The 19,778-nt window shown below is 40.7% G+C and carries 17 protein-coding genes; 10 read left to right on the top strand and 7 right to left on the bottom strand.

Translation table 11 applies throughout. The features are described 5' to 3' along the window. The first annotated feature begins 228 nt into the window (after positions 1 to 228). From GO816_RS09525 to GO816_RS09515, 3 genes are all read left to right on the top strand, one after another. Complete coding sequence (locus GO816_RS09525; protein WP_157541588.1) at positions 229 to 1,488, top strand: cation:proton antiporter; 1,260 nt, start codon at positions 229 to 231, stop codon at positions 1,486 to 1,488. A gap of 167 nt (positions 1,489 to 1,655) precedes the next feature. After that, positions 1,656 to 2,954 carry a glycoside hydrolase 5 family protein gene (locus GO816_RS09520; protein ID WP_157541587.1) on the top strand — a complete coding sequence of 433 codons (1,299 nt, stop codon included), beginning with the start codon at positions 1,656 to 1,658 and terminating at the stop codon, positions 2,952 to 2,954. A 102-nt stretch (positions 2,955 to 3,056) separates the two neighbouring features. Then, complete coding sequence (locus GO816_RS09515) at positions 3,057 to 3,410, top strand: hypothetical protein (protein WP_157541586.1); 354 nt, start codon at positions 3,057 to 3,059, stop codon at positions 3,408 to 3,410. Positions 3,411 to 3,471: 61 nt separating this feature from the next. On the opposite strand, the gene GO816_RS09510 is transcribed toward GO816_RS09515, so the two are convergent. Both GO816_RS09510 and GO816_RS09505 read right to left on the bottom strand, forming a co-directional pair. Continuing rightward, positions 3,472 to 4,509: a family 43 glycosylhydrolase gene (locus GO816_RS09510; RefSeq protein ID WP_157541585.1), complete on the bottom strand. Its 1,038-nt coding sequence runs from the start codon at positions 4,507 to 4,509 to the stop codon at positions 3,472 to 3,474. A 7-nt stretch (positions 4,510 to 4,516) separates the two neighbouring features. After that, positions 4,517 to 6,208, bottom strand: a complete 1,692-nt coding sequence (locus GO816_RS09505; protein ID WP_157541584.1) for a GH39 family glycosyl hydrolase — start codon at positions 6,206 to 6,208, stop codon at positions 4,517 to 4,519. Between the two features lie 211 nt (positions 6,209 to 6,419). On the opposite strand from GO816_RS09505, the gene GO816_RS09500 reads away from it, so the two are divergent. Next, positions 6,420 to 7,442, top strand: coding sequence for an aldo/keto reductase (locus GO816_RS09500; RefSeq protein ID WP_157541583.1), 1,023 nt, complete (start codon positions 6,420 to 6,422; stop codon positions 7,440 to 7,442). Between the two features lie 25 nt (positions 7,443 to 7,467). Then, entirely contained in the window at positions 7,468 to 8,322 is an 855-nt protein-coding gene (locus GO816_RS09495; protein ID WP_157541582.1) for a fumarylacetoacetate hydrolase family protein, read from the top strand. A 66-nt stretch (positions 8,323 to 8,388) separates the two neighbouring features. On the opposite strand, the gene GO816_RS09490 is transcribed toward GO816_RS09495, so the two are convergent. After that, positions 8,389 to 9,684, bottom strand: coding sequence for a PQQ-dependent sugar dehydrogenase (locus GO816_RS09490; protein WP_157541964.1), 1,296 nt, complete (start codon positions 9,682 to 9,684; stop codon positions 8,389 to 8,391). Positions 9,685 to 9,828: 144 nt separating this feature from the next. On the opposite strand from GO816_RS09490, the gene GO816_RS09485 reads away from it, so the two are divergent. Beyond that, a complete protein-coding gene (locus tag GO816_RS09485) occupies positions 9,829 to 10,557 on the top strand; it encodes a hypothetical protein (protein WP_157541581.1) in 729 nt (242 codons plus the stop codon). A gap of 52 nt (positions 10,558 to 10,609) precedes the next feature. Here the strand turns inward: GO816_RS09485 and GO816_RS09480 are convergent, their stop codons facing one another. From GO816_RS09480 to GO816_RS09470, 3 genes are all read right to left on the bottom strand, one after another. After that, a complete protein-coding gene (locus GO816_RS09480) occupies positions 10,610 to 11,086 on the bottom strand; it encodes a hypothetical protein (RefSeq protein WP_157541580.1) in 477 nt (158 codons plus the stop codon). 62 nt (positions 11,087 to 11,148) lie between these two features. Beyond that, positions 11,149 to 12,270, bottom strand: a complete 1,122-nt coding sequence (locus GO816_RS09475; protein WP_157541579.1) for a trans-sulfuration enzyme family protein — start codon at positions 12,268 to 12,270, stop codon at positions 11,149 to 11,151. A gap of 138 nt (positions 12,271 to 12,408) precedes the next feature. Then, positions 12,409 to 12,822, bottom strand: a complete 414-nt coding sequence (locus GO816_RS09470; RefSeq protein ID WP_157541578.1) for an organic hydroperoxide resistance protein — start codon at positions 12,820 to 12,822, stop codon at positions 12,409 to 12,411. 97 nt (positions 12,823 to 12,919) lie between these two features. On the opposite strand from GO816_RS09470, the gene GO816_RS09465 reads away from it, so the two are divergent. The 4 genes from GO816_RS09465 to GO816_RS09450 all read left to right on the top strand — a co-directional run bounded on the left by GO816_RS09465 (position 12,920) and on the right by GO816_RS09450 (position 17,501). Then, complete coding sequence (locus tag GO816_RS09465) at positions 12,920 to 14,173, top strand: putative DNA modification/repair radical SAM protein (protein ID WP_317163623.1); 1,254 nt, start codon at positions 12,920 to 12,922, stop codon at positions 14,171 to 14,173. Positions 14,174 to 14,176: 3 nt separating this feature from the next. After that, the gene (locus GO816_RS09460; RefSeq protein WP_157541576.1) at positions 14,177 to 14,932 is read left to right on the top strand and encodes a TIGR03915 family putative DNA repair protein; all 756 of its coding nucleotides are present in this window, start codon (positions 14,177 to 14,179) and stop codon (positions 14,930 to 14,932) included. A gap of 78 nt (positions 14,933 to 15,010) precedes the next feature. After that, positions 15,011 to 16,300 carry an ATP-binding protein gene (locus GO816_RS09455; RefSeq protein WP_157541575.1) on the top strand — a complete coding sequence of 430 codons (1,290 nt, stop codon included), beginning with the start codon at positions 15,011 to 15,013 and terminating at the stop codon, positions 16,298 to 16,300. Between the two features lies 1 nt (position 16,301). Next, positions 16,302 to 17,501, top strand: a complete 1,200-nt coding sequence (locus tag GO816_RS09450; protein ID WP_157541574.1) for a tetratricopeptide repeat protein — start codon at positions 16,302 to 16,304, stop codon at positions 17,499 to 17,501. A gap of 20 nt (positions 17,502 to 17,521) precedes the next feature. On the opposite strand, the gene GO816_RS09445 is transcribed toward GO816_RS09450, so the two are convergent. Continuing rightward, on the bottom strand, positions 17,522 to 19,708 hold the full coding sequence (locus GO816_RS09445) for an FUSC family membrane protein (RefSeq protein ID WP_157541573.1): 2,187 nt from the start codon (positions 19,706 to 19,708) through the stop codon (positions 17,522 to 17,524). Positions 19,709 to 19,778 lie beyond the last annotated feature (70 nt).

The raw sequence follows: 19,778 nt of genomic DNA, 5'->3' as shown, positions 1-19,778 counted from the left end.
ACGTTTTCACAATCAGTCCAAATACACCGAGCCAAAGGATAAATGTTTAACATCCATGAATTAAAGATCTTAAATTGCTTATCTACAGCAATTTCGGCATAAAAGGAGATTCTAATAAACCTTACTAAACCTCATGCGTTAATTTTTTGTGTTTTGAGGTCACGGTAGCTACAAACAGCTTGCAATCTCATTTATCCGTTAATCAAGGCATTTCGCCTTTTACCGCTTATGAATTTTATATTGATTTTAACGGCTCTTTTGGCCATAAGTACTCTTTTTAGTTTTGTAAACGCACGTTGGATACGTTTACCCGGCGTGATTGGTGTTATGGTACTTGCAATTATTTCAGCAATAGTAACGGTTGCTGCCGGTTCTGCAATGCCTGGATTTACACGCCTTATATTGGGCTTAGCAAACTCAATCGACTTCTCTAAAACTTTGCTTGATGTTATGTTGGGCTTTCTCCTGTTTGCAAGCGCACTGCATTTTGATGTAAATAAGTTGAGAGATAACCTAAGGGGTGTATTAATTATTAGTACAATTGGTGTTATACTTTCCACGGTAATATTTGCCGGTTTACTTTACGAATTGCTACTTGTATGCGGTATAAATATGCCGTTTATATACTGCCTGGTTTTCGGAGCGTTAATTTCTCCAACTGATGCCGTAGCCGTAGCGGCGTTATTAACCAAATCAAAAATGCCCGATCGTTTAAAGACAATCATCTCCGGCGAGTCGTTATTTAACGATGGTATTGGGATTGTTCTGTTCGTCAGTTTTTCTGAAGTGGCCAGCATTCCCGAAAAAAACTTTTCGTTGATGGAAGCTGCCAAGCTTTTTGGGCAAGAGGTTTTTGGCGGTTTGCTGTTAGGGGGCCTATTAGGATTCGTTGCTTACCGAATGATGCGCGTAATAAGCGATTTCCAAACCATAGTTATGATTTCGGTAACGTTGGTGTTAAGCATTGCTGCAATATCGGGTTTGTTACATGTTTCTGCTCCGCTGGCAGTTGTAGCCGCAGGCTTGCTAATAGGAAGCCACTGCTTTAACCGGCACGAATCCATTGAACATAGTGATGAATTGGAAAAAGTATGGTCGCTGGCTGACGAACTATTGAACACTGTTCTTTTTGTATTGATTGGTCTGCAATTGGTTTCAATGATCATTAAGCCTGATTATCTGTTGATTGGTGCAGCTGCAGTTGTTATACTGTTAGCTGCCCGCGCGCTAAGTATAATTTTGCCCATAGCCTTTTTAAGGCGCAGCTTAAACATGCATTACAATAGCGTGGCAATACTTACCTGGGGAGGTTTGCGTGGAGGCATATCGGTTGCCTTGGCGCTGTCGCTACCCGAATCACCTTATAAGTCACTTATTCTAACGGCCGGGTTTGTAATCGTGGTATTTTCTATTATTTGCCAAGGCCTTACACTGAACAAGTTCATTAATATATTGGCATCAAAACGTAAGCCATTGGTTACTGAGTGATATCTAAGATTCACTTGCAACCCATTTTAATAAATAAATGCCATTAATTAAAGACAAGTGTCTGTGTAACTATAATAGCTTACAATTATATATATATAGGCTGTTAGCCCGAATAAGCTAAATTCACAAAAATGTTTTACTTTGATAGCCATAATAACGCTTACTCAATGACTAAATTTATTAAACACTTATTAGCCATATTCATCTTTTCGTTTGCAGTCACATCGGCTAAAGCCCAATTCATTCAGGTTAAAGAGGGTCGATTTGTGTTAAACAGTAAGCCATACAACTATATTGGCGCTAACTATTGGTATGGCGGTTTACTTGGTGGTAAAGGTGATACTACTAAAGGCAAGCAACGCATAAGGCAAGAGCTTGACTTTATGAAAAAAAATGGGATAACTAACCTACGCATATTAGCTGGTGCCGAAGGACAAGGCATCATCAACGGTATTGAGCGGGTTAACCCAGCCCTGCAACCCGAAAAGGGAGTTTTTGATGAGAACGTAATGAAGGGACTTGACTTTTTACTTTATGAAATGGGTAAAAGAGGTATTTATGCTGTTATATATTTAAGTAATAATTGGGAGTGGAGTGGTGGCTTCCTGCAATATTTGAACTGGAACGGACAGTTAGATATCTCAACCTTACGCAAAAAACCAACCTGGGATGAGCAGCGCGATTACACCAGCAAATTTTACAAATGTGAGCAGTGTATTGAAGATTACAAAAAGCAGGTAAATTATGTCATAACCCGGGTTAACACCTATACCGGCAAGCCTTATGTTAACGATAAAACAATTATGGCGTGGGAACTGGCTAACGAGCCAAGGCCTATGCGCCCTGAGTCTATAGACTATTATACTGCCTGGATTAAAGGTGTTACCGAAATGATAAAAGCGAAAGATAAAAATCATTTGGTTACCATTGGTACAGAAGGGTCAATAGGAACTGAAAACTCAGATCAACTTTATGAACAAATTCATGCTAGCAAGAACGTTGATTATTTGACCATTCATATCTGGCCGAAAAACTGGAAGTGGTTTGCGGATAATAGGATAGCGGAAGGGATGCCATATATAATTGCTAATACTAATAAATTTATAAACCGCAATTCGCCTGCAGCTATACACCTTAAAAAGCCACTTGTTATCGAAGAGTTTGGCTTACCCCGGGATAACCATTCTTACGAACCCACGGCCACAACCAAATACCGCGACAAGTATTTTCAAACAATATTTGAATTAATAGCCAAAAGCAAACTTAAGGGCGGCGTATTAGCAGGTTGTAACTTTTGGGCGTTTGGTGGTGTTGCCCGTCCGGTTAAAAATCAGCTGTTTTGGAAAGAAGGTGACGATTTTATGGGCGACCCGCCGATGGAAGAACAGGGTTTAAACACTGTGTTTGACAGCGACCAGACAACGTGGATGCTTATTAAGAAGTACGCTAATATCCTAAGCAAGTAAATGCAACCTTAAATGTGCTTTAAATCACATTTTAAGTTGATGACAGTCATGGGGTAGAATTCTGAGTAGTGCCATATTTGTGTATTAAAAATATACAACACCATGGCAACTCTAAAAACTACAGTACATGCAACCTGGAACGTTGCAACTGAAAATAACACTAATCAAAATACCACATTATGGACTAGGTTTACCGCTTTTGCTGATGCGCAAAAGGGCAAACAAGTACAGTGGTTTTTCATAATTTTGGTGGTGCATGGCGTTTTCTTCTTGCCGTTACCGGCAACCTTGATGTATTATTTTGATGCGCCCGTTATAGTTTTGGCCGTAACCATGGTTAGTTTTTTTGCTAACCTAATAGCTACCATGGGTGGCGCTGGTATCAGAACCGCATTGTTATTTTTTGCAGCCAGCGTTACCATACACATTTTAATGGCACTCGTCTTTATACTTTAATCAACTCCTATTAAACAACAAAAGCGGCCTTAACAGACCGCTTTTGTTGTTTGATCAAAGTTCAGTTAGCCTTCGTTGCAGCTAAATTCTCTGATAGATTTGATATAACAGGCCAGGCCTTTTTCCATTCAATCTTATTGATTATCAGTTTCGACTTACCGTTATCGGCTGCATCGTAGCCGTGATATACCAGGTAGTCATCTCCATCAAAGCTACAAATACCATTATGGCCAACACCGTACCAGCTTTCGTTGCCGGTTAACAGTATGCTGCTGCCACCACAATCCATACGTATGCCGGCTTGATCACGGTAGGGACCGGTAACCTTCTTTGCGCGCCCTACAATCATCTTGTAGGTGCTTTTGGGCCCTTTGCAACAGTAATCAATTGATGCAAACAGATAATAGTATTTGTCCTTCTTAAATATAAAAGGAGCTTCAATGGCATTGGCAGTTTTGGTTTTTAAATTACCCATTTTGTCAAATGCCATGCCTTCGGCGTTTACACGAGTAGCTATTGTTTTAATTTGTTCAATAGGTTCGGCAACAGATAACCTGTTTTTATTCAATTTTGTGATCTTTAAATCGCCCCAAAATGAGCCGAAGGTAAGGTAGGCATCATTTTTATAAGTAATCAAATTTGGGTCAATAGCGTTCCAATTTGTTATGCCCGGAATTGATTGAATGACTTTACCATGGTCTGTCCATTTGTAAGCAGGACTATTAACATCTAAGGTTGGAGTAGTGGCTACACCAATACAGGATGTGTTTTTACCGAAGGCTGATACGGAATAATACAAGTAATATAGTCCGTTGTAATACGAGATATCAGGTGCCCAAATGTGCCCCTTAAAACCCGGAACTGCCTCAACCGCCCATGCTGGTGCCTGTACAAATACGGGTTTTTCCTGATGCCAGTGTACCATATCCTGCGACGTCCACATTGATATGCCGTTACCGGTGCAGAATAAATAAAATGTAGAGTCTTGCCTAATCATCACCGGATCATGAACTCCAATGTTAGTACGCAATGTATTTTGTTGTGCATAGCAAAATGTGGTAACAGTCAGGAACAAAATCAACAGTGAGTTATACTTCATAACTTAGCTACCAGTCTATCTTTAATAATGAAACTCCCTGCCGAGGCAGTTCAAAGTCAACACTCAATTTGTTATCGCTGCCAACTTTAACTTTCTTTGGTGATACGAAAGTTGCCAATTGTCCTGCCCTTTGCAGTTGAGTAATTTGTGCTGCTGTAGGTTGTTGCGGAGAGCCCATCTTTTTCCAAACCTCGTAAGAGTTGCTGTGCTTATCATCAATCCTGTAATGGGTAAGTGTGACAAGTTTGGAGGGAACATCATTTACAGTTACCTGTACCGGTTCGGCAGGGCCTTGCTTATCGTCATCATGGTAGTTCCAAACCATAACAGCAGCCGATTTAGCATTCTTTGAAGCCAGCACGCCTATATCTGATTGTTTGCCTCGTACGCTTGAGTCCATAACAATTTTAAGTGCATACATACGATCACTTACTGCTTCAACACGATTACCACCCATTTTGCCAAACATCCTGAATACGTTTAACACTGGCTTATCAACCCCGTTAGTGGCTAAATCACGGAAGCCATAAAACCAAGGCTGGTTTTCAAACTCGAACGACCATGACACAGCACCTTTAAAATTTATATTATATTGATCCTCAAGCTCATATTTACGTGCAAATGTAGCAGCGGCATAGCTGGAGTACATGGTGCCATTACGATATGCGTTTGATGGATTTGTTGCCATACCACAAGCCGCGCAACCCTCCGGGTCAGACTCGCCAACAATAAGCGGTATGCTTTTAGTTTGAGGGTAGGTTGCCGCAATTTTAAATCCCGTAGCTATGTCACGTAACTGCGGCGACATATTCATCTGAACTATCCCGTTAACTAGTTTAGGATTTCCCTTTGCATGGAAGGCAAGCAAATCAAGCGGTGAGCCTATTTTACCGGTAGCGTAATTCGTATCGGTAAGGCAATGCTTAATGAAAGCATTGGTCCACTGTTGAGCGCCGCGGCCGGATGTACCCGCAATATTTATTCCGCCTATTTTTGCTGTTGGAAGTGCGCGCTTTACACCATCGGCGGCATAATCATACAATTTAAAAAACTCCTGCTGTGTACCTTTCCAGTAATGGCCGTTGGGCTCATTCCAAACCTCCCAATACCAACTTTCAACTTCCTTTTTGCCGTATCTTTCAATACAATGCTTAACCCAGTTATAAGCTAAATCACCCCATTTTTTATAATCCTTAGGCGGATAGGCCCAACCGGTAATAATGTCGGTGTAAGGGGCGCCCGGTTTCCAGTGATGACGATAGGGATCTGGGTGAGTTGACAGGGCCTGGGGCATGAATCCAATTTGGGCAAAAGGCTTCATTCCGCGTTTAACATAGGTATCAAAAATACTGTCAACCAAACGCCAGTTGTAAACTGGGTTTCCCTGTGCATCTTCGGTGTAAGCATTGGTTGATCCCCATTTAAGAGCGGCCTCGCCATCGCCGCTAACCAATAGGCTGTGTGTTCGTACGTATACAGGCACAGGGCTTAGCTGTGAAATTTCAGTCAGCAGCTTCTTGCCGTCTTTCATATACGTATAGTTCGGCTCGTCGTAACCAAAACAGGCCCAAACCGGCTTCATAGGCGCCTTAACTTTGTTAAGACTAACTTGTACACGAGCCGGTGTTTGCGCTGCTCCATTATTATACATAAAAACAGCAGCTGCGAGCATTACCGCATTGATAACAGATTTAAGCATAGGCTATAAAGTGGTTTATTTAGTGTCAGGATGACGCTTAAAGGTAGTAAAATATTGTTGGTTTCAAAATTGGTGCAAGAGAACATCCTATAAACAAATGCTTATTAAGTACATGGCATAGCATCTATTATTCTTCAATTTTACATTTCCATATTTGTTATATAGTAATAGCTTTGCCACGGCAGCAGTTGCTACGTCTTAAATAAATCTAATGTCTCAACACAATCAAATACAAATACCGCCTGTAATATTGGGTACCAGCGGTTTAGGTAATTTATATGTGGCTTTGCCTTATGAGGTAAAGCTTGAAATTGTTCGGCAGTTTGTACAGCATAGTCAAAAGCCGGCTGTTTTAGATTCGGCTGGTAAGTATGGTGCTGGTTTGGCTCTTGAGTCGTTAGGCAAATGTTTAGCCGATTTAAAGGTATCTCCTAATGATGTAATCATCAGTAATAAGCTTGGCTGGCTACGTACACCGCTTGTGACACCGGAGCCAACCTTTGAACCGGGGGTATGGATAGATTTACAATTTGATGCGGTTCAAAAAATAAGCTACGATGGCATTTTAGAGTGCTATCATCAGGGTAATGAACTGTTAGGAAATTATGAGGCACAGTTTGTATCAGTGCACGATCCTGATGAATATTTAGCTGCCTCCGCCGATAAGGCTAAGAGATATGAAGATATTTTAGGTGCCTATGACGCTCTCTTAGAACTAAAAAGCGCAGGTAAAGTAAAATCGGTTGGCGTTGGTGCGAAAGACTGGCACAGTATACAACGTATAACTAATGATGTAAAGCTGGATTGGGTAATGATTGCAAACAGCATGACGGTGCACAGTCATCCGGCAAATTTGCTTGAATTTATGCGTAAGCTTAATGACCAGGGCACTGCAATAATTAATTCGGCTGTATTTAACGGTGGCTTCTTAACCGGCGGTGATTATTATAACTATCATTTAATAGATAAAGAAACCACCGAAGGCAATGCGTTATATAACTGGAGGAAACGCTTTTATGAACTTTGCAAACAGCATCAGCTTGAACCGGCAGCAGTATGCGTACAATTCGGTCTTGCGGCACCGGGTGTAAAAAGTGTTGCTTTGAGCACCAGCAATCCAAAACGTGTTGAGCACAACCTGCAGTTATTCAACACCAATGTACCCACTGAATTTTGGACATTATTGCGCGAAGAGAAGCTGATAACGCAGGAAGGCTTCAACTTAGTAAATTAAGAACAACGATTAACATATACCATAAATGAAACTAATTAGATTTGGTAATGAAGGCCAGGAAAAACCGGGCGTTTTGATTGACGATAAAAGATACGACGTATCGGGCTTTATTCCTGATTACAATGAAGCATTTTTTGAAACAGGCGGTTTAGAAAAACTTAAAGCAATAGTTGACGAGCATGGAACTAACTTGCCAACGGTAGCTGATGATGAGCGCCTGGGCAGCCCTGTTGCACGCCCTTCAAAAATATTGTGCATCGGCCTTAACTACGCCGATCATGCTAAAGAAACAAATGCACCAATACCACCAGAGCCCGTTATATTCATGAAGAGTACTACAGCAATGGTTGGTCCGGATGATAGCGTGGTAATTCCTAAAAATTCAGTAAAAACCGACTGGGAAGTTGAACTTGCCTTTGTAATAGGTAAAAAAGCAAGCTACGTTGATGAAGCCGATGCTGCCGATTACATTGCTGGTTACGTATTACATAATGATGTTTCAGAGCGCGAGTTTCAACTTGAACGCAACGGTACATGGGACAAGGGTAAAGGATGTGACACATTTGCACCCTTAGGTCCGTTTTTAGCTACAGCCGACGAAATTGCCGATGATAACAACCTGAATTTATGGTTAGATGTTAATGGCAAACGTATGCAGACAGGTAACACTAAAACTTTCATTTTTAAAATTCCATTCCTTATTTCATACGTAAGCCAGTTTATGACCTTACTACCGGGTGATGTAATATCAACCGGCACACCAGCAGGTGTTGGTCTTGGGTTTAACCCACCCGTTTACTTAAAACCGGGTGACGTTATTGATTTAGGTGTTGATGGGTTAGGCACTCAAAAACAAGTTGTTAAAGCTTACGGAGAATAAAAATCTTAAAACATAAAAAAGGCTGCATTTTAAAAATGCAGCCTTTTTTATTGGACTAATTAAATGCTATTTGTTATAAACAATTCTATAAATTGTTCCTTTAAGGTCGTCGCTCACGTAAAGCGAGCCGTCGGCTCCCTGTGCAAGTCCGCAGGGTTTGTGATCAACCCGGCCGCTGGCAGTTTTAGCTGCTGATCCGGAAAAGTTATCAGCAAACACTTCGTAGTTGCCGTAAGGCTTTCCGTCTTTAAATGGCTGAAATACTACAAAAAAGCCTGCTTGAGGTTCAGGAGAACGGTTCCATGAGCCATGAAAGGCAATAAACGCTCCGTTTTTATACTTTGCAGGAAACATGTTGCCTGTATAAAATAGCAACGCATTTGGAGCCATATGGCCCGGGTAAGCCGCTGCCGGATCTATAATTTCTTTAGCACCCTCTTTCTTACCATCTCCGCCATACTCAGGTGCAACTATCTTTTTATGCTGATCCTGATCATAATAAATGTATGGCCAACCTGCGTTGTCACCTTTCTTTAGCGCATACATACATTCGGCAGGATAAATAGCCGATTGCTTTACCGTATATAAGTCAGGAAACAAATCATGCAACTGATCACGGCCATGTTGCATTACAAATAATTGATTGTTTTGCTGGTTCCAATCTAAGCCCACAACGTTACGTAAGCCGGTTGCATAACGCACACCATCCTTATAGCTTTGATTAAGTTTATCGGCTTTAAACTGCCAAATACCACCTGCCGAATCTAAAACAGGGCAGCCCTTTTGCCCCATAGATCCCTTTTGCCTGTCGCGCTCTTGGCACGAGTTTGAATATGCGCCAATATTTACGTATAAATTACCAACGTTATCAAGAGCAATCGATTTTGACTCGTGCTGGTTACGGTTAATTAAACCGGTTACAATTTTTTCAGGCGCTTCTGTATTTACAACTTCCTGCTTATTGTTTAGCTTGTAACGGTATACTTCGCTATCTGATGAGGCATATAGATAATCGCCTTTAATGCATAAGCCTGTACCACCGTAATTGCCAAAAGACTTTACTGCCTCAAATTTGCCATCAGCGTCGGTGTCTTGCATGTAAACAATTCCTTTGCCGCCTTTTAATCTGTTAAGCTTAATATATATGCCTCCGTTAGCGGTTACCGCTATATGCCGCGCTTTGCCCGTACTGTCTGCAGCTTTTAGCGCACCAAAGCCTTCGGGTAACTTCAAACCTGCATTATCGGCATCGGGTGTTATGGGCACGGGTGTACCAGCAGGCTTATCAAAAGCGCCATAACCTAATAGGCCTGCCAACGCAAGCATAGGTACAAATGATGTTAAAACTTTATTTCTTTTCATAAATGGTTGTTGATGGCTCAAAAATATGCTTTTAATATGATTGTAAGCGCGCGCTTTAATTACTGCAAGTAATGATTTCATTACACAGTGAAGGCGTTAAACCTTGAGGGCTGCATCATCGTCATACCTACAAAATAACAGCATATGAAAAAGTATTTATTAACCATCATAATTGCAGCCGGAGCATTTGCTTCGCAAACTGCAAACGCGCAAATTGGCATCAGCGTTAACATCGGTCCGGTTGGTATAAACATGCACAGGCCGGTTGCTACAAACGTGGTTTACGATGACTTTTATTATTTGCCAGATGTAGAAGCGTATTACTCGGTACCCGAACATTGCTATTATTATATGGATGGCAACCGTTGGGTGAATGCAGCGTATTTACCCGGTTATAATCGTGATTATGACTGGAGATCGGCACGCCGTATTGAGGTACACGCCCGCAGGCCTTTTGATAATCATGGTTATTATAGAAACAAATTCGGCGGCAATTCACGCCGCGACTGGAACCGCAGCTGGAACAACGGACGTGATTATAACCGTGGCAACAGGGCCGAATATGGTAACCGCTATCTTGATTCACCCTTTGACTCCAATAACAGAGGCAGAAATGACCAAAGAAACAATGGCTACCAAAATGGTTCAAACCGTTGGAATGATAGAAGGGATGATAACCGTAACCGGGGAAATGATAACAAAGCTTACGGCCCCGACAGAAACCAGGGAGGATATTTACGTAATGAAAGCCGGAATGAAAACTATAACAGAAGAAACGGCAATGAAAATAACAGGCGGGGTCAGCGTTTTGTAGAAAACGACAGACGAGACAGCCGCCCTGATTTAGCTTCGGTTAATCGTGTAGCCTTTTAAACTCCATCATATACATGAAGGGCCGTTCCCACGGGAGACGGCCCTTATTTCTTTATTTCTCGTCACCATCATGATAAGTAGTGCCTTCCTGAATTTTATCAGGGTTACCTTCTGCGCCTCCTTCATGCTTGTTATCATTTGCAGCGTCAAATGACGGTGACTCCTCTTTACCCATATCTTCGTCAGGCGCACCTTCCTGATGATCGGGCTGAAAATTTTGATTTTCCGGATGCTCTTCAGCAGGCTCAGTTCTTCTGAAGTACTCGTTTTTATAACCTGCATTACGCGATGGATTACCCGGCGAATCACCTGCAGGCGTTTCATTGATTTCACCAAAGGCATGGCCACCCATACCATGGCTTTCATGACCTGGAGTTTCTGCATCTGCCATTTCGCCGCCCCAAATTACGTTACGCGCCTTAAGGGCTTTTTCATCTAAGTTATTATCGTCTTCAACTTTATAGGCGTGTGCTTTTTGCCCCTCCGGGTTGAAGTTATTGTTTGTTATCTCGTCTTTGCCAAGTGCCATAAGTTTATGTTTTTGATATACTTAAACAATTGCCGAAATACAAAAAAGTTTTAACAACGTAGTTAAATTTGATTTAAAGCGGCGTCCATATCAGCTATCAAATCGTCTATATGTTCTAATCCAACTGATACACGAAGCAGGTTTTGCGGTGTTTTTGTATCGGGGCCTTCAATAGCAGCCCTGCGTTCAATTAAACTTTCAACTCCACCCAAACTGGTAGCGCTGGTAAATAATTTGGTAGCATTAATAACGCGTTCGGTTTGCACAACGCCACCTTTAACTAAAAATGAAAGCATTCCACCAAAGTTTAACATCTGTTCTTTGGCCAATTCATGCTGCGGATGCGATGTTAGGCCAGGATATAAAACCTGTTCAACATTAGCGTGATTATCTAAAAACGATGCAAGTAAACCCGCATTTTCGGCATGTGCACGCATACGATAAGGTAATGTTTTAATACTTCGGGTTAACCAATAACAATCAGCAGGAGAGGAAATTGCGCCGCCCATTTGTTGTATTTGTTGTATGCGTTCCCACCATTCATCTTTAACAGGAGTTATAAGTGCGCCGCCGGTAAGATCACTATGGCCGCCAAGATATTTTGTTGTTGAATGCATAACCAAATCGGCGCCAAGCTTTAACGGCTGTTGCCCTAGCGGACTGGCAAACGTATTATCGCATGCTACTTTAATGTTGTTTTCATGTGCTACGGTTACCATCTCCTTAATATCTGTAATTTTAAGGAGAGGATTCGATGGCGTTTCAACCCAAATTAAACCGGTGTTTTGTTTAATAGTATTTTTAAGCAGGTTTTCATTGTTTAAATCAATAAAATCAAACTCTAAAATGCCGTTAAATAAGATTTTTAATTGATTGCGCAGCCCGTGGTACATATCATCAGGCGCAATAATATGCGTGCCTGGTTTTAACGATTGAAACACCGCCATACCTGCCGCGTTGCCCGATGAAAATGCAGCAGCGTCAACACCACCTTCTAATTTGGCAAGCACATTCTCTAAACTTAAACGGTTTGGATTCCCGGCACGGCTATAGCTAAAACCTTTGCTGTAACCTCCATCTTCATCGCGCTCAAACGTTGTTGCCAGTACAATAGGTTGTATAACTGCAGCGGTTGATGCATCAGTGTGGTTGGCTGCATGAATGGCCAGCGTTTCAATTTTCATAAACGGTATTAAAATTAGTATTACAGCAAATGTAAATGTTTAAATAACATTTAAAATGACTATTTAAACCGGGAACACATTAATACAAAAAGCGCCGTTTAAAATTCCAAACGGCGCTTTTTGTATTGCTTTGCAAAATTATACTGCTAATACTTTCACTTCAATGTTACCCCTAACGGCCTTACTGTATGGGCAGGCACGGTGGGCTTTATCAGCCAATTGCTGGGTTTCATCAAGGCTCATGCCAGGTATATGAACATGCAATTCTGCTGATAGAGCATAGGCGTTATCATCCTTATTAAAGCTTACATGTACTTCGGCTGTAGCCTCACTTACATCAATATCATCTTTGCGTGCTACGCTACCTAACGCGCCTAAATAGCATGCGCCATATGCACCGGCAAATAATTGTTCTGGATTTGTGAAAGCTCCGCCTTGTCCGCCCATTTCCTGCGGCTTATGCAATTCAACATCTAAAACGCCATCTGATGATTTAATATGACCGTCGCGGCCGCCTTTGGCCGTTACCACGGCTGTATATACTTTTTCCATTTTGATAAATAAATTTTCTTTCTAACCAATTGATAGTTGTAAAGTTTTTACACCATACAAACAAATACTAAAATATTTAGTATTTTTGATTGGTATGATTGAGGAACGGATAATAGAAAAGCTAAATATTTTGGCTGATGCTGCTAAGTATGATGTGTCATGTTCATCAAGCGGTAGTAAGCGTAAAAATGAAAATAAAGGTTTGGGTAATGCCAGTAATGGAATTTGCCATACGTATACAGAAGACGGCCGGTGTGTATCATTACTTAAAATACTACTAACAAACCATTGCATTTTTGACTGTGCTTATTGTGTTTCGCGCAGTAGTAATGACATTAAGCGTGCAGCTTTTACCGTGCAAGAAGTTGTTGATATTACAATTAACTTTTATCGCCGTAATTATATTGAAGGGTTGTTTTTAAGCTCCGGCATTTTCAAAGACGCCGATTTCACCATGGAACGATTGGTAAGGGTAGCTAAAAAACTACGTACTGAGCATAAATTTAATGGATACATTCATTTAAAATCAATACCCGGTGCAAGTGATGAATTAATGCGCGAAGCGGGATTGTATGCAGACAGGCTTAGCGTAAATTTAGAAATACCTACCGAAGCAGGTCTTAAGTTGTTAGCTCCTGAAAAAAACCGCAAAGACATGATTCAACCAATGGGGTTTTTGAAAAACGAAATTATACTCCGTAAAGAAGAAAAAGCTCTGTTTAAAAAAGCACCAATTTTTGCTCCTGCAGGACAAAGCACTCAAATGATTGTTGGCGCCACACCCGAAACTGATGTACAAGTATTGCAAACAGCCAATCACTTTTATAAAAATTTCAATTTAAAAAGGGTTTATTATTCGGGTTATGTACCAGTATTGAGTGATAAGCGCTTACCGGCTTTACATACCAGTGTGCCTATGGTGCGTGAAAACCGCCTTTACCAGGCCGATTGGCTTATGCGTTTTTACGGCTTTAAGGTAAACGAAATTGTTAACGATACTAATCCTCATCTCGACCTAGATATTGATCCAAAATTGAGCTGGGGCTTACGTAACCTCGAAGTTTTTCCTATTGATATTAATAAAGCTGATTTACAACTTATTTTACGTGTACCGGGTATAGGCTTGCAATCTGCTCATAAAATTGTAAGTGCCCGCCAGTTTGGTAAACTTAATTGGGATCAGTTAAAGAAAATAGGGGTTGCTTTAAACCGGGCAAAGTACTTTATAACCTGTAACAGCTCGCGGTTTGAACGGCGCGATTTAACTGCAACCAACATCAAGCAGTTTATTTTATCACAATCACATAGCAAGTTTTTAAAGAACGCAACAACGCAATTAAATCTGTTTTAATTTATGACTACGCTGGTTTACGACGGAACCTTTGAAGGATTATTAACCTGTGTATTTGAAATTTACGAACGTAAATTACTACATGTTAAAATTCAAAAAGGAGAGTGGCTGAGTAAAGCTTTGTTTGAAGAAGTGATTCAGGTAATTACTGATGAAAAACGTGCCGGCCGGGTTTTACAGGGACTGCAAGAAAAGCTTTCGGCCGGTGGAATGCAGCGTTTGTATGCTGCCCATTTAGCCGGCATGGACGATGAAGACATTATGCTTATTGGCTATATACGCTATGTTTTTGACTCAAAAAAAAATGTAGAAGAAGACTATGGCAATAAATATGTGTTGCGGCTTGCTGAAATTATAAGAATGGTTAGACGCGAAAAGCACAGAATGGAAGCATTTATAAGGTTCCAAAAATTGCAAGACGGAATTTTTTATGCGGCCATTGAACCTGATTTTAACGTTCTACCACTTGTGGGTAAGCATTTTAAAAACCGCTATGCCGATCAAAAATGGATTATATATGATATGCGCCGCAATTATGGTCTTTATTATGATTTGCACCATATAGAGTATATAACACTTGATTTTGCAACGTCACGACCTGATAACGTAATATCATCTTATACTGAAGATGAAGGTTTATATCAGAATTTATGGAAAAACTATTTTAAAAGCGTTAACATTCCAGCCCGTAAAAATACCAAACTTCATATGCGCCATGTGCCTAAACGCTACTGGAAGTTTTTAACAGAGAAAATTTGAACTGTTTAACCTATGCCTACTTTATTATATCTTTAGCGCGTAAGCATTTTTATAAATGCTATACCAAACTACCGATAGATGAACAGAGAACTTTTAACCGAACTTGAAAAAGCCCTCGAAATAACTCCTGATAATATCATATTACGCAAACAGGTAGCAAAAGGCTACTTTGCTTTGAATGATTTTGATAAAGCTAAAGATCATTTGAATATAGTGCTCGGCTATGAACCTGCTGATGAAAGTAAACTGCTTTTAGCCAAATGTTACCTTAAGCTTAAAAATTACACACCCGGTATTATTATATGCGAAGAGTTGTTGAACACCAACGACAATGCTGAGCTGTTGACCGTTTATCTCCAATTATTAATTGATTCAGGACATACCGATGATGCAATTGCACATTATCAGGCATTTATGGTCAAATATCCTGATTGGCACGACGCTGATATTGAACGCCAATTAAAAATTCCAACATTCGAAATTGAAGACGAAGATGATTATAATGCCTTCATAGAAAAGCCTGACATTAACTTTAGTAATGTTGGCGGAATGGATGAAATTAAAGACGATATACGTATAAAAATAATTGAGCCTCTGGCTAACCCTGATCTTTTTAAAGCTTTTGGCAAAAAGGCAGGAGGAGGTATATTGATGTATGGCCCTCCGGGATGTGGTAAAACCTATTTATCAAAAGCTACCGCAGGTGAAATCGCCTCAAAGTTTATGAATATAGGTATTGAGGAGGTTTTAGATATGTGGGTGGGCAATAGCGAAAAAAACCTGCATGAAAAATTTGAAATTGCCAGGAGTAATAACCCCTGCGTAATGTTTTTTGATGAGATAGATGCACTGGGTAGTAAAAGAAGCGATTTAAGACAATCTGCCGGTAGAAATTTGATTAATCAATTTTTACAGGAAATGGATGGTATAAATAGCAAGAACGACGGTGTATTGATATTGGGTGCCACTAATTCTCCATGGCATATTGATTCGGCTTTTTTACGTCCGGGTAGGTTTGACCGGATAATTTTCGTCCCACCACCAGATGTATCTGCCCGTGCTTCCATCATTGAAATGATGCTGCGAGACAAGCCTGCCGAAACAATGGACTACGACAAAATTGCTGGCAAAACGGATAGTTTCAGCGGTGCCGACTTAAAACTTTTAGTTGAGCTTGCCACAGAAGACAAGTTGAGGCAATCAATGCGTTCAGGTAAAATTGAAAAAATCACTCAAACCGACGTAATGAACGCCATTAAAAAAGTTCGGCCATCAACTAAAGAATGGTTTAACACGGCCCGCAATTATGCTTTGTACTCTAACACATCGGGTATGTATGATGATATTAAAGCTTACCTGAACTTGTAGCATGGAGCATCAATTATTTCAGCAAATACAAAATCTTATCAGCCGCGATAAGATAGATCTTGCTTTGCAAAAAATATCAGGAGCCCTTACTCAATACCCCGATTCTGATGAGTTATATAGCCTGCAGGCATCAGCTTTTTTAAGAATAAAGGATTTAAAAAATGCGCAACAAGCCGCCAATACTGGTATAGGGCTCAACCCCGAAAATGACTTTCTATTTTACCTAAACGCCCACATAGCGCTTGAGCATGATGATTACAAGCTTGGTGAAGAATTTATCGATCAGGCCATAAGCATCAATCCATATTCGGCAACCTACTTTGGTCTAAAAGCGTTAATTTTTATTAACCAAAAAAAGTACACAGAAGCCATTGAGACAGCGTTAAACGGCTTGGATCTTGATCCGGATGACGCCATGTGTAACAACATGCTTTCTATGGCACAAACCCGTGCCGGTTTAAGCGGTGAAGCGTTTAACCGATTAGAGAACATGCTGGCTGATGATCCTGAGAACGAACTTACGCAGGCTAACACCGGCTACTATTACTTACGGCAAGGAGATGCGCGGAAAGCTAAAGAACATTTTGCCGCTGCATTAAATGCCGATCCGGGATATGAATTTGCACGTACCGGCATGCTTCAAGCTATAAAATCGAGCAATGTTTTTTATCGCAAATTGCTCCAATTTTCCTATTGGCTCGAAGAAATGAACGGTAAGTACAGATGGGGATTTGTTATTGGCCTAATATTGATTGTAAAAGTTATACCCATACTGGCAATACCGTATCTCATCTTTGTTTTCTGGACGTGGTTCACCGGACCAATAAGTGATGTAATCATTTACTTTGATAAGTATGGCCGTTATTTGATGAAACCTCAAACAATGTTGCTCACTAAAATAAATATTGCAGCAATTGGTGTGGGATTATTAGCCGTAATAGCAGGCATCACTTTACACTACAGCTTTTATGTACTTGCGTTTTCTTTGCTCCTTGCCACCATTCCCGTTTATTTAGTTGGTGGCATAACGAAGCGATTTAAACAAATAATTTTAGCGGCTTTTGGCTTATTGTTTATTGGTTGCGGTATATGGAGCATTTACCTGGGGTACGTAGCTAATCAATCATTGGAGTTTGCGGTAAGCACGCTTATAGTTTCCGCAGTTGTTTTTTCATGGGCTTTGGCCATTATCAGGCGGTAGTCATCAGAAAATTCACCTCGTTAGTTAATGAGGTTATCTGTAGTTTTTAAGATATCTGCACTAATTTTTTGAATAAAGCCTAATTGTTCTTTAACCAGGTTTTCATCGGCTGTTAAATCAGTTAGCTCTGGCGTTTCGCTTTGCAACTTTTCTGCAGTAAAATCTGCTACCTTGCCGCCAAGCTTTTTTGAGCTTTCATTAAGCAATGCAACACTGCGCTTTATAAGCTTAAGATTGTCGGCCTTTGTGCGGTGTACATCCTTATCGGCAACTGTTGAAGCCATTGTAGCAACGTATGACGAAAGGATATGGTTAAGCACTACAAATTTGTGCAAATCCTTTATCTTTTGCTGCCTTGTTTTAGGCTCCGATGTCATGCGCTCAAAAGCCGCCGCAAGGTTGGCCGATTTAATATAAACCTCCTTACGCGACAGTTTATATTCTGTAGTGGTAACCGGAACGCCGTTTATTGTATCAGCTATTTTAGTCAAGTAACCACTGTTGGCAGCTAAAACCTCGCCTGATATTTCTCTGATTTGGTCTGATTCCCATGAAGGAAATAAAAAGTAATTAGCTCCCAAGGCAATTATAGACCCAATTATGGTGTCAATTATACGCTCCTCGGCTATATTTAAATGACCTACACCCAAAAACTTGAAAAGTATAAGCACATACGGAGTCATTAAGGCAATGGCTACAACATAATTAGTACGTATAAAGCTATAAGCACCCACCATTAAAACGGCCAAAATCAAGAACTGTGCAGTATCATTATGCACAAAAGTCAAAATAGCTACGCCCATAAGTCCGCCTACAATGGTGCCAATGAGGCGTTGATAGTTGCGTTGCTTTGATAAACTAAAAGCAGGTTTTACAATTACTATAATTGTCAAAATTACCCAGTAACTATGTTGACCGAAGCTTATACGCCTACCGCTCAAATCATCGATGAGGTGCAGCAGGGCAGGGCTTTTTGTAATTAAGAAGCCCACAAGACAAACAATGGAAACGCGTAAGGCAAACCTGAACGTTGATGACTCGAACGTTAAGTTATCCAGCAATACACGTGGTGAGTAGTCTTGATGCTCAACAAATTTTTGATATTCTACCTGATGCGGATTTTTAATGAGCTTTTTTGCTGCCCGCGTTTTATGATAACGATAAATGTTGATTATCTTTTTGTTTAAATCGCGCAGGTTAATGAGCACCTTTTTCAGGGCCATAATACTGCCCGAATGTCCCTCGGCACCAATAGCATCTATCCGGGTTTTCAGCTCTTCCAAATCTGCAAGGAAGCGCACATTGCTGTGATAGGAGGTGTTGGATAAAACGGCATACCCAATGTTATCCAGTTCATCGCCCATACGGTGCAATAATTTACCTACATCTTGCAAAATACCGGTGTTGGCAAACTGCTCGCGCATGTGATTGTAATCATAGTGGGTTGCCATCACCTGTTCAAACAAATCAACCAGGTCAACAAAAGTAAGTACCAGCATCCGGCTATAATTAGTAGACTCGCGTACTACCAAGCGGCTTTTAAAAAGCATTTCTCTTACTGCGTCCTGATGCTGGCTTACCTGTATTTGCTTTAAAACAAGCTTCTTGTAGTTTTCATCAATGTCAGTCTCTGGCAAATAAAAATCAGCCTTTATGCGTAAATAGCTAACAATATCGGCAATGTTTTCGCCAAGGGCTTGTTGTGCAGCACGATAAGGCCGTATTCCAAAAAACACAAGGCTCCACAACATATACCATATACCGCCAGAAGATACAGTTAAACTGTAAGTCAGCACATCTTGCGGCTTTAGCGCCTTATCCATAATAAATATCATGGCCAGTAAGCCTGCTGTACCAATGGCCGCTGCGCGGTTACCATAAACCACCAAAAAAGAGCAGACAAACGTAAGCAGCGTAACCTCAATTCCCAGGCACCATAAATTGTAACGCGCAAAGCCCGTTAATACCGCAACTAAAAACACCAGCACGTTGCCAATAAGCATAGCGTTTCGTTTCAGCACTACCGGTCCGGGGTTGTCAATAACGCTCATGCACGCCGCACCTAGTGATATTGTAAGCCCGGTTTGCAACATATCAAACTGAGCAAATATCACCGCAGGTAAAAGCAATCCTGCACTTATGCGCAAACCGTCAGAAAAGTACTGGCTGAAAAAAAAGGTTTTTATTTCGCGGCTTTGGATAGACATCAGGCTTAAAAGAGTAGGGCTGAAACTACTTGCAAAAGTAGAAAAGTATGGTGCATGTTGTACAATTATT

It is taken from the genome of Mucilaginibacter aquatilis (genome assembly GCF_009755275.1).
Lineage (GTDB): Bacteria > Bacteroidota > Bacteroidia > Sphingobacteriales > Sphingobacteriaceae > Mucilaginibacter > Mucilaginibacter aquatilis.
Note: the sequence above shows the minus strand (reverse complement) of the source record. Positions and strands in the feature narration are given on the sequence as shown.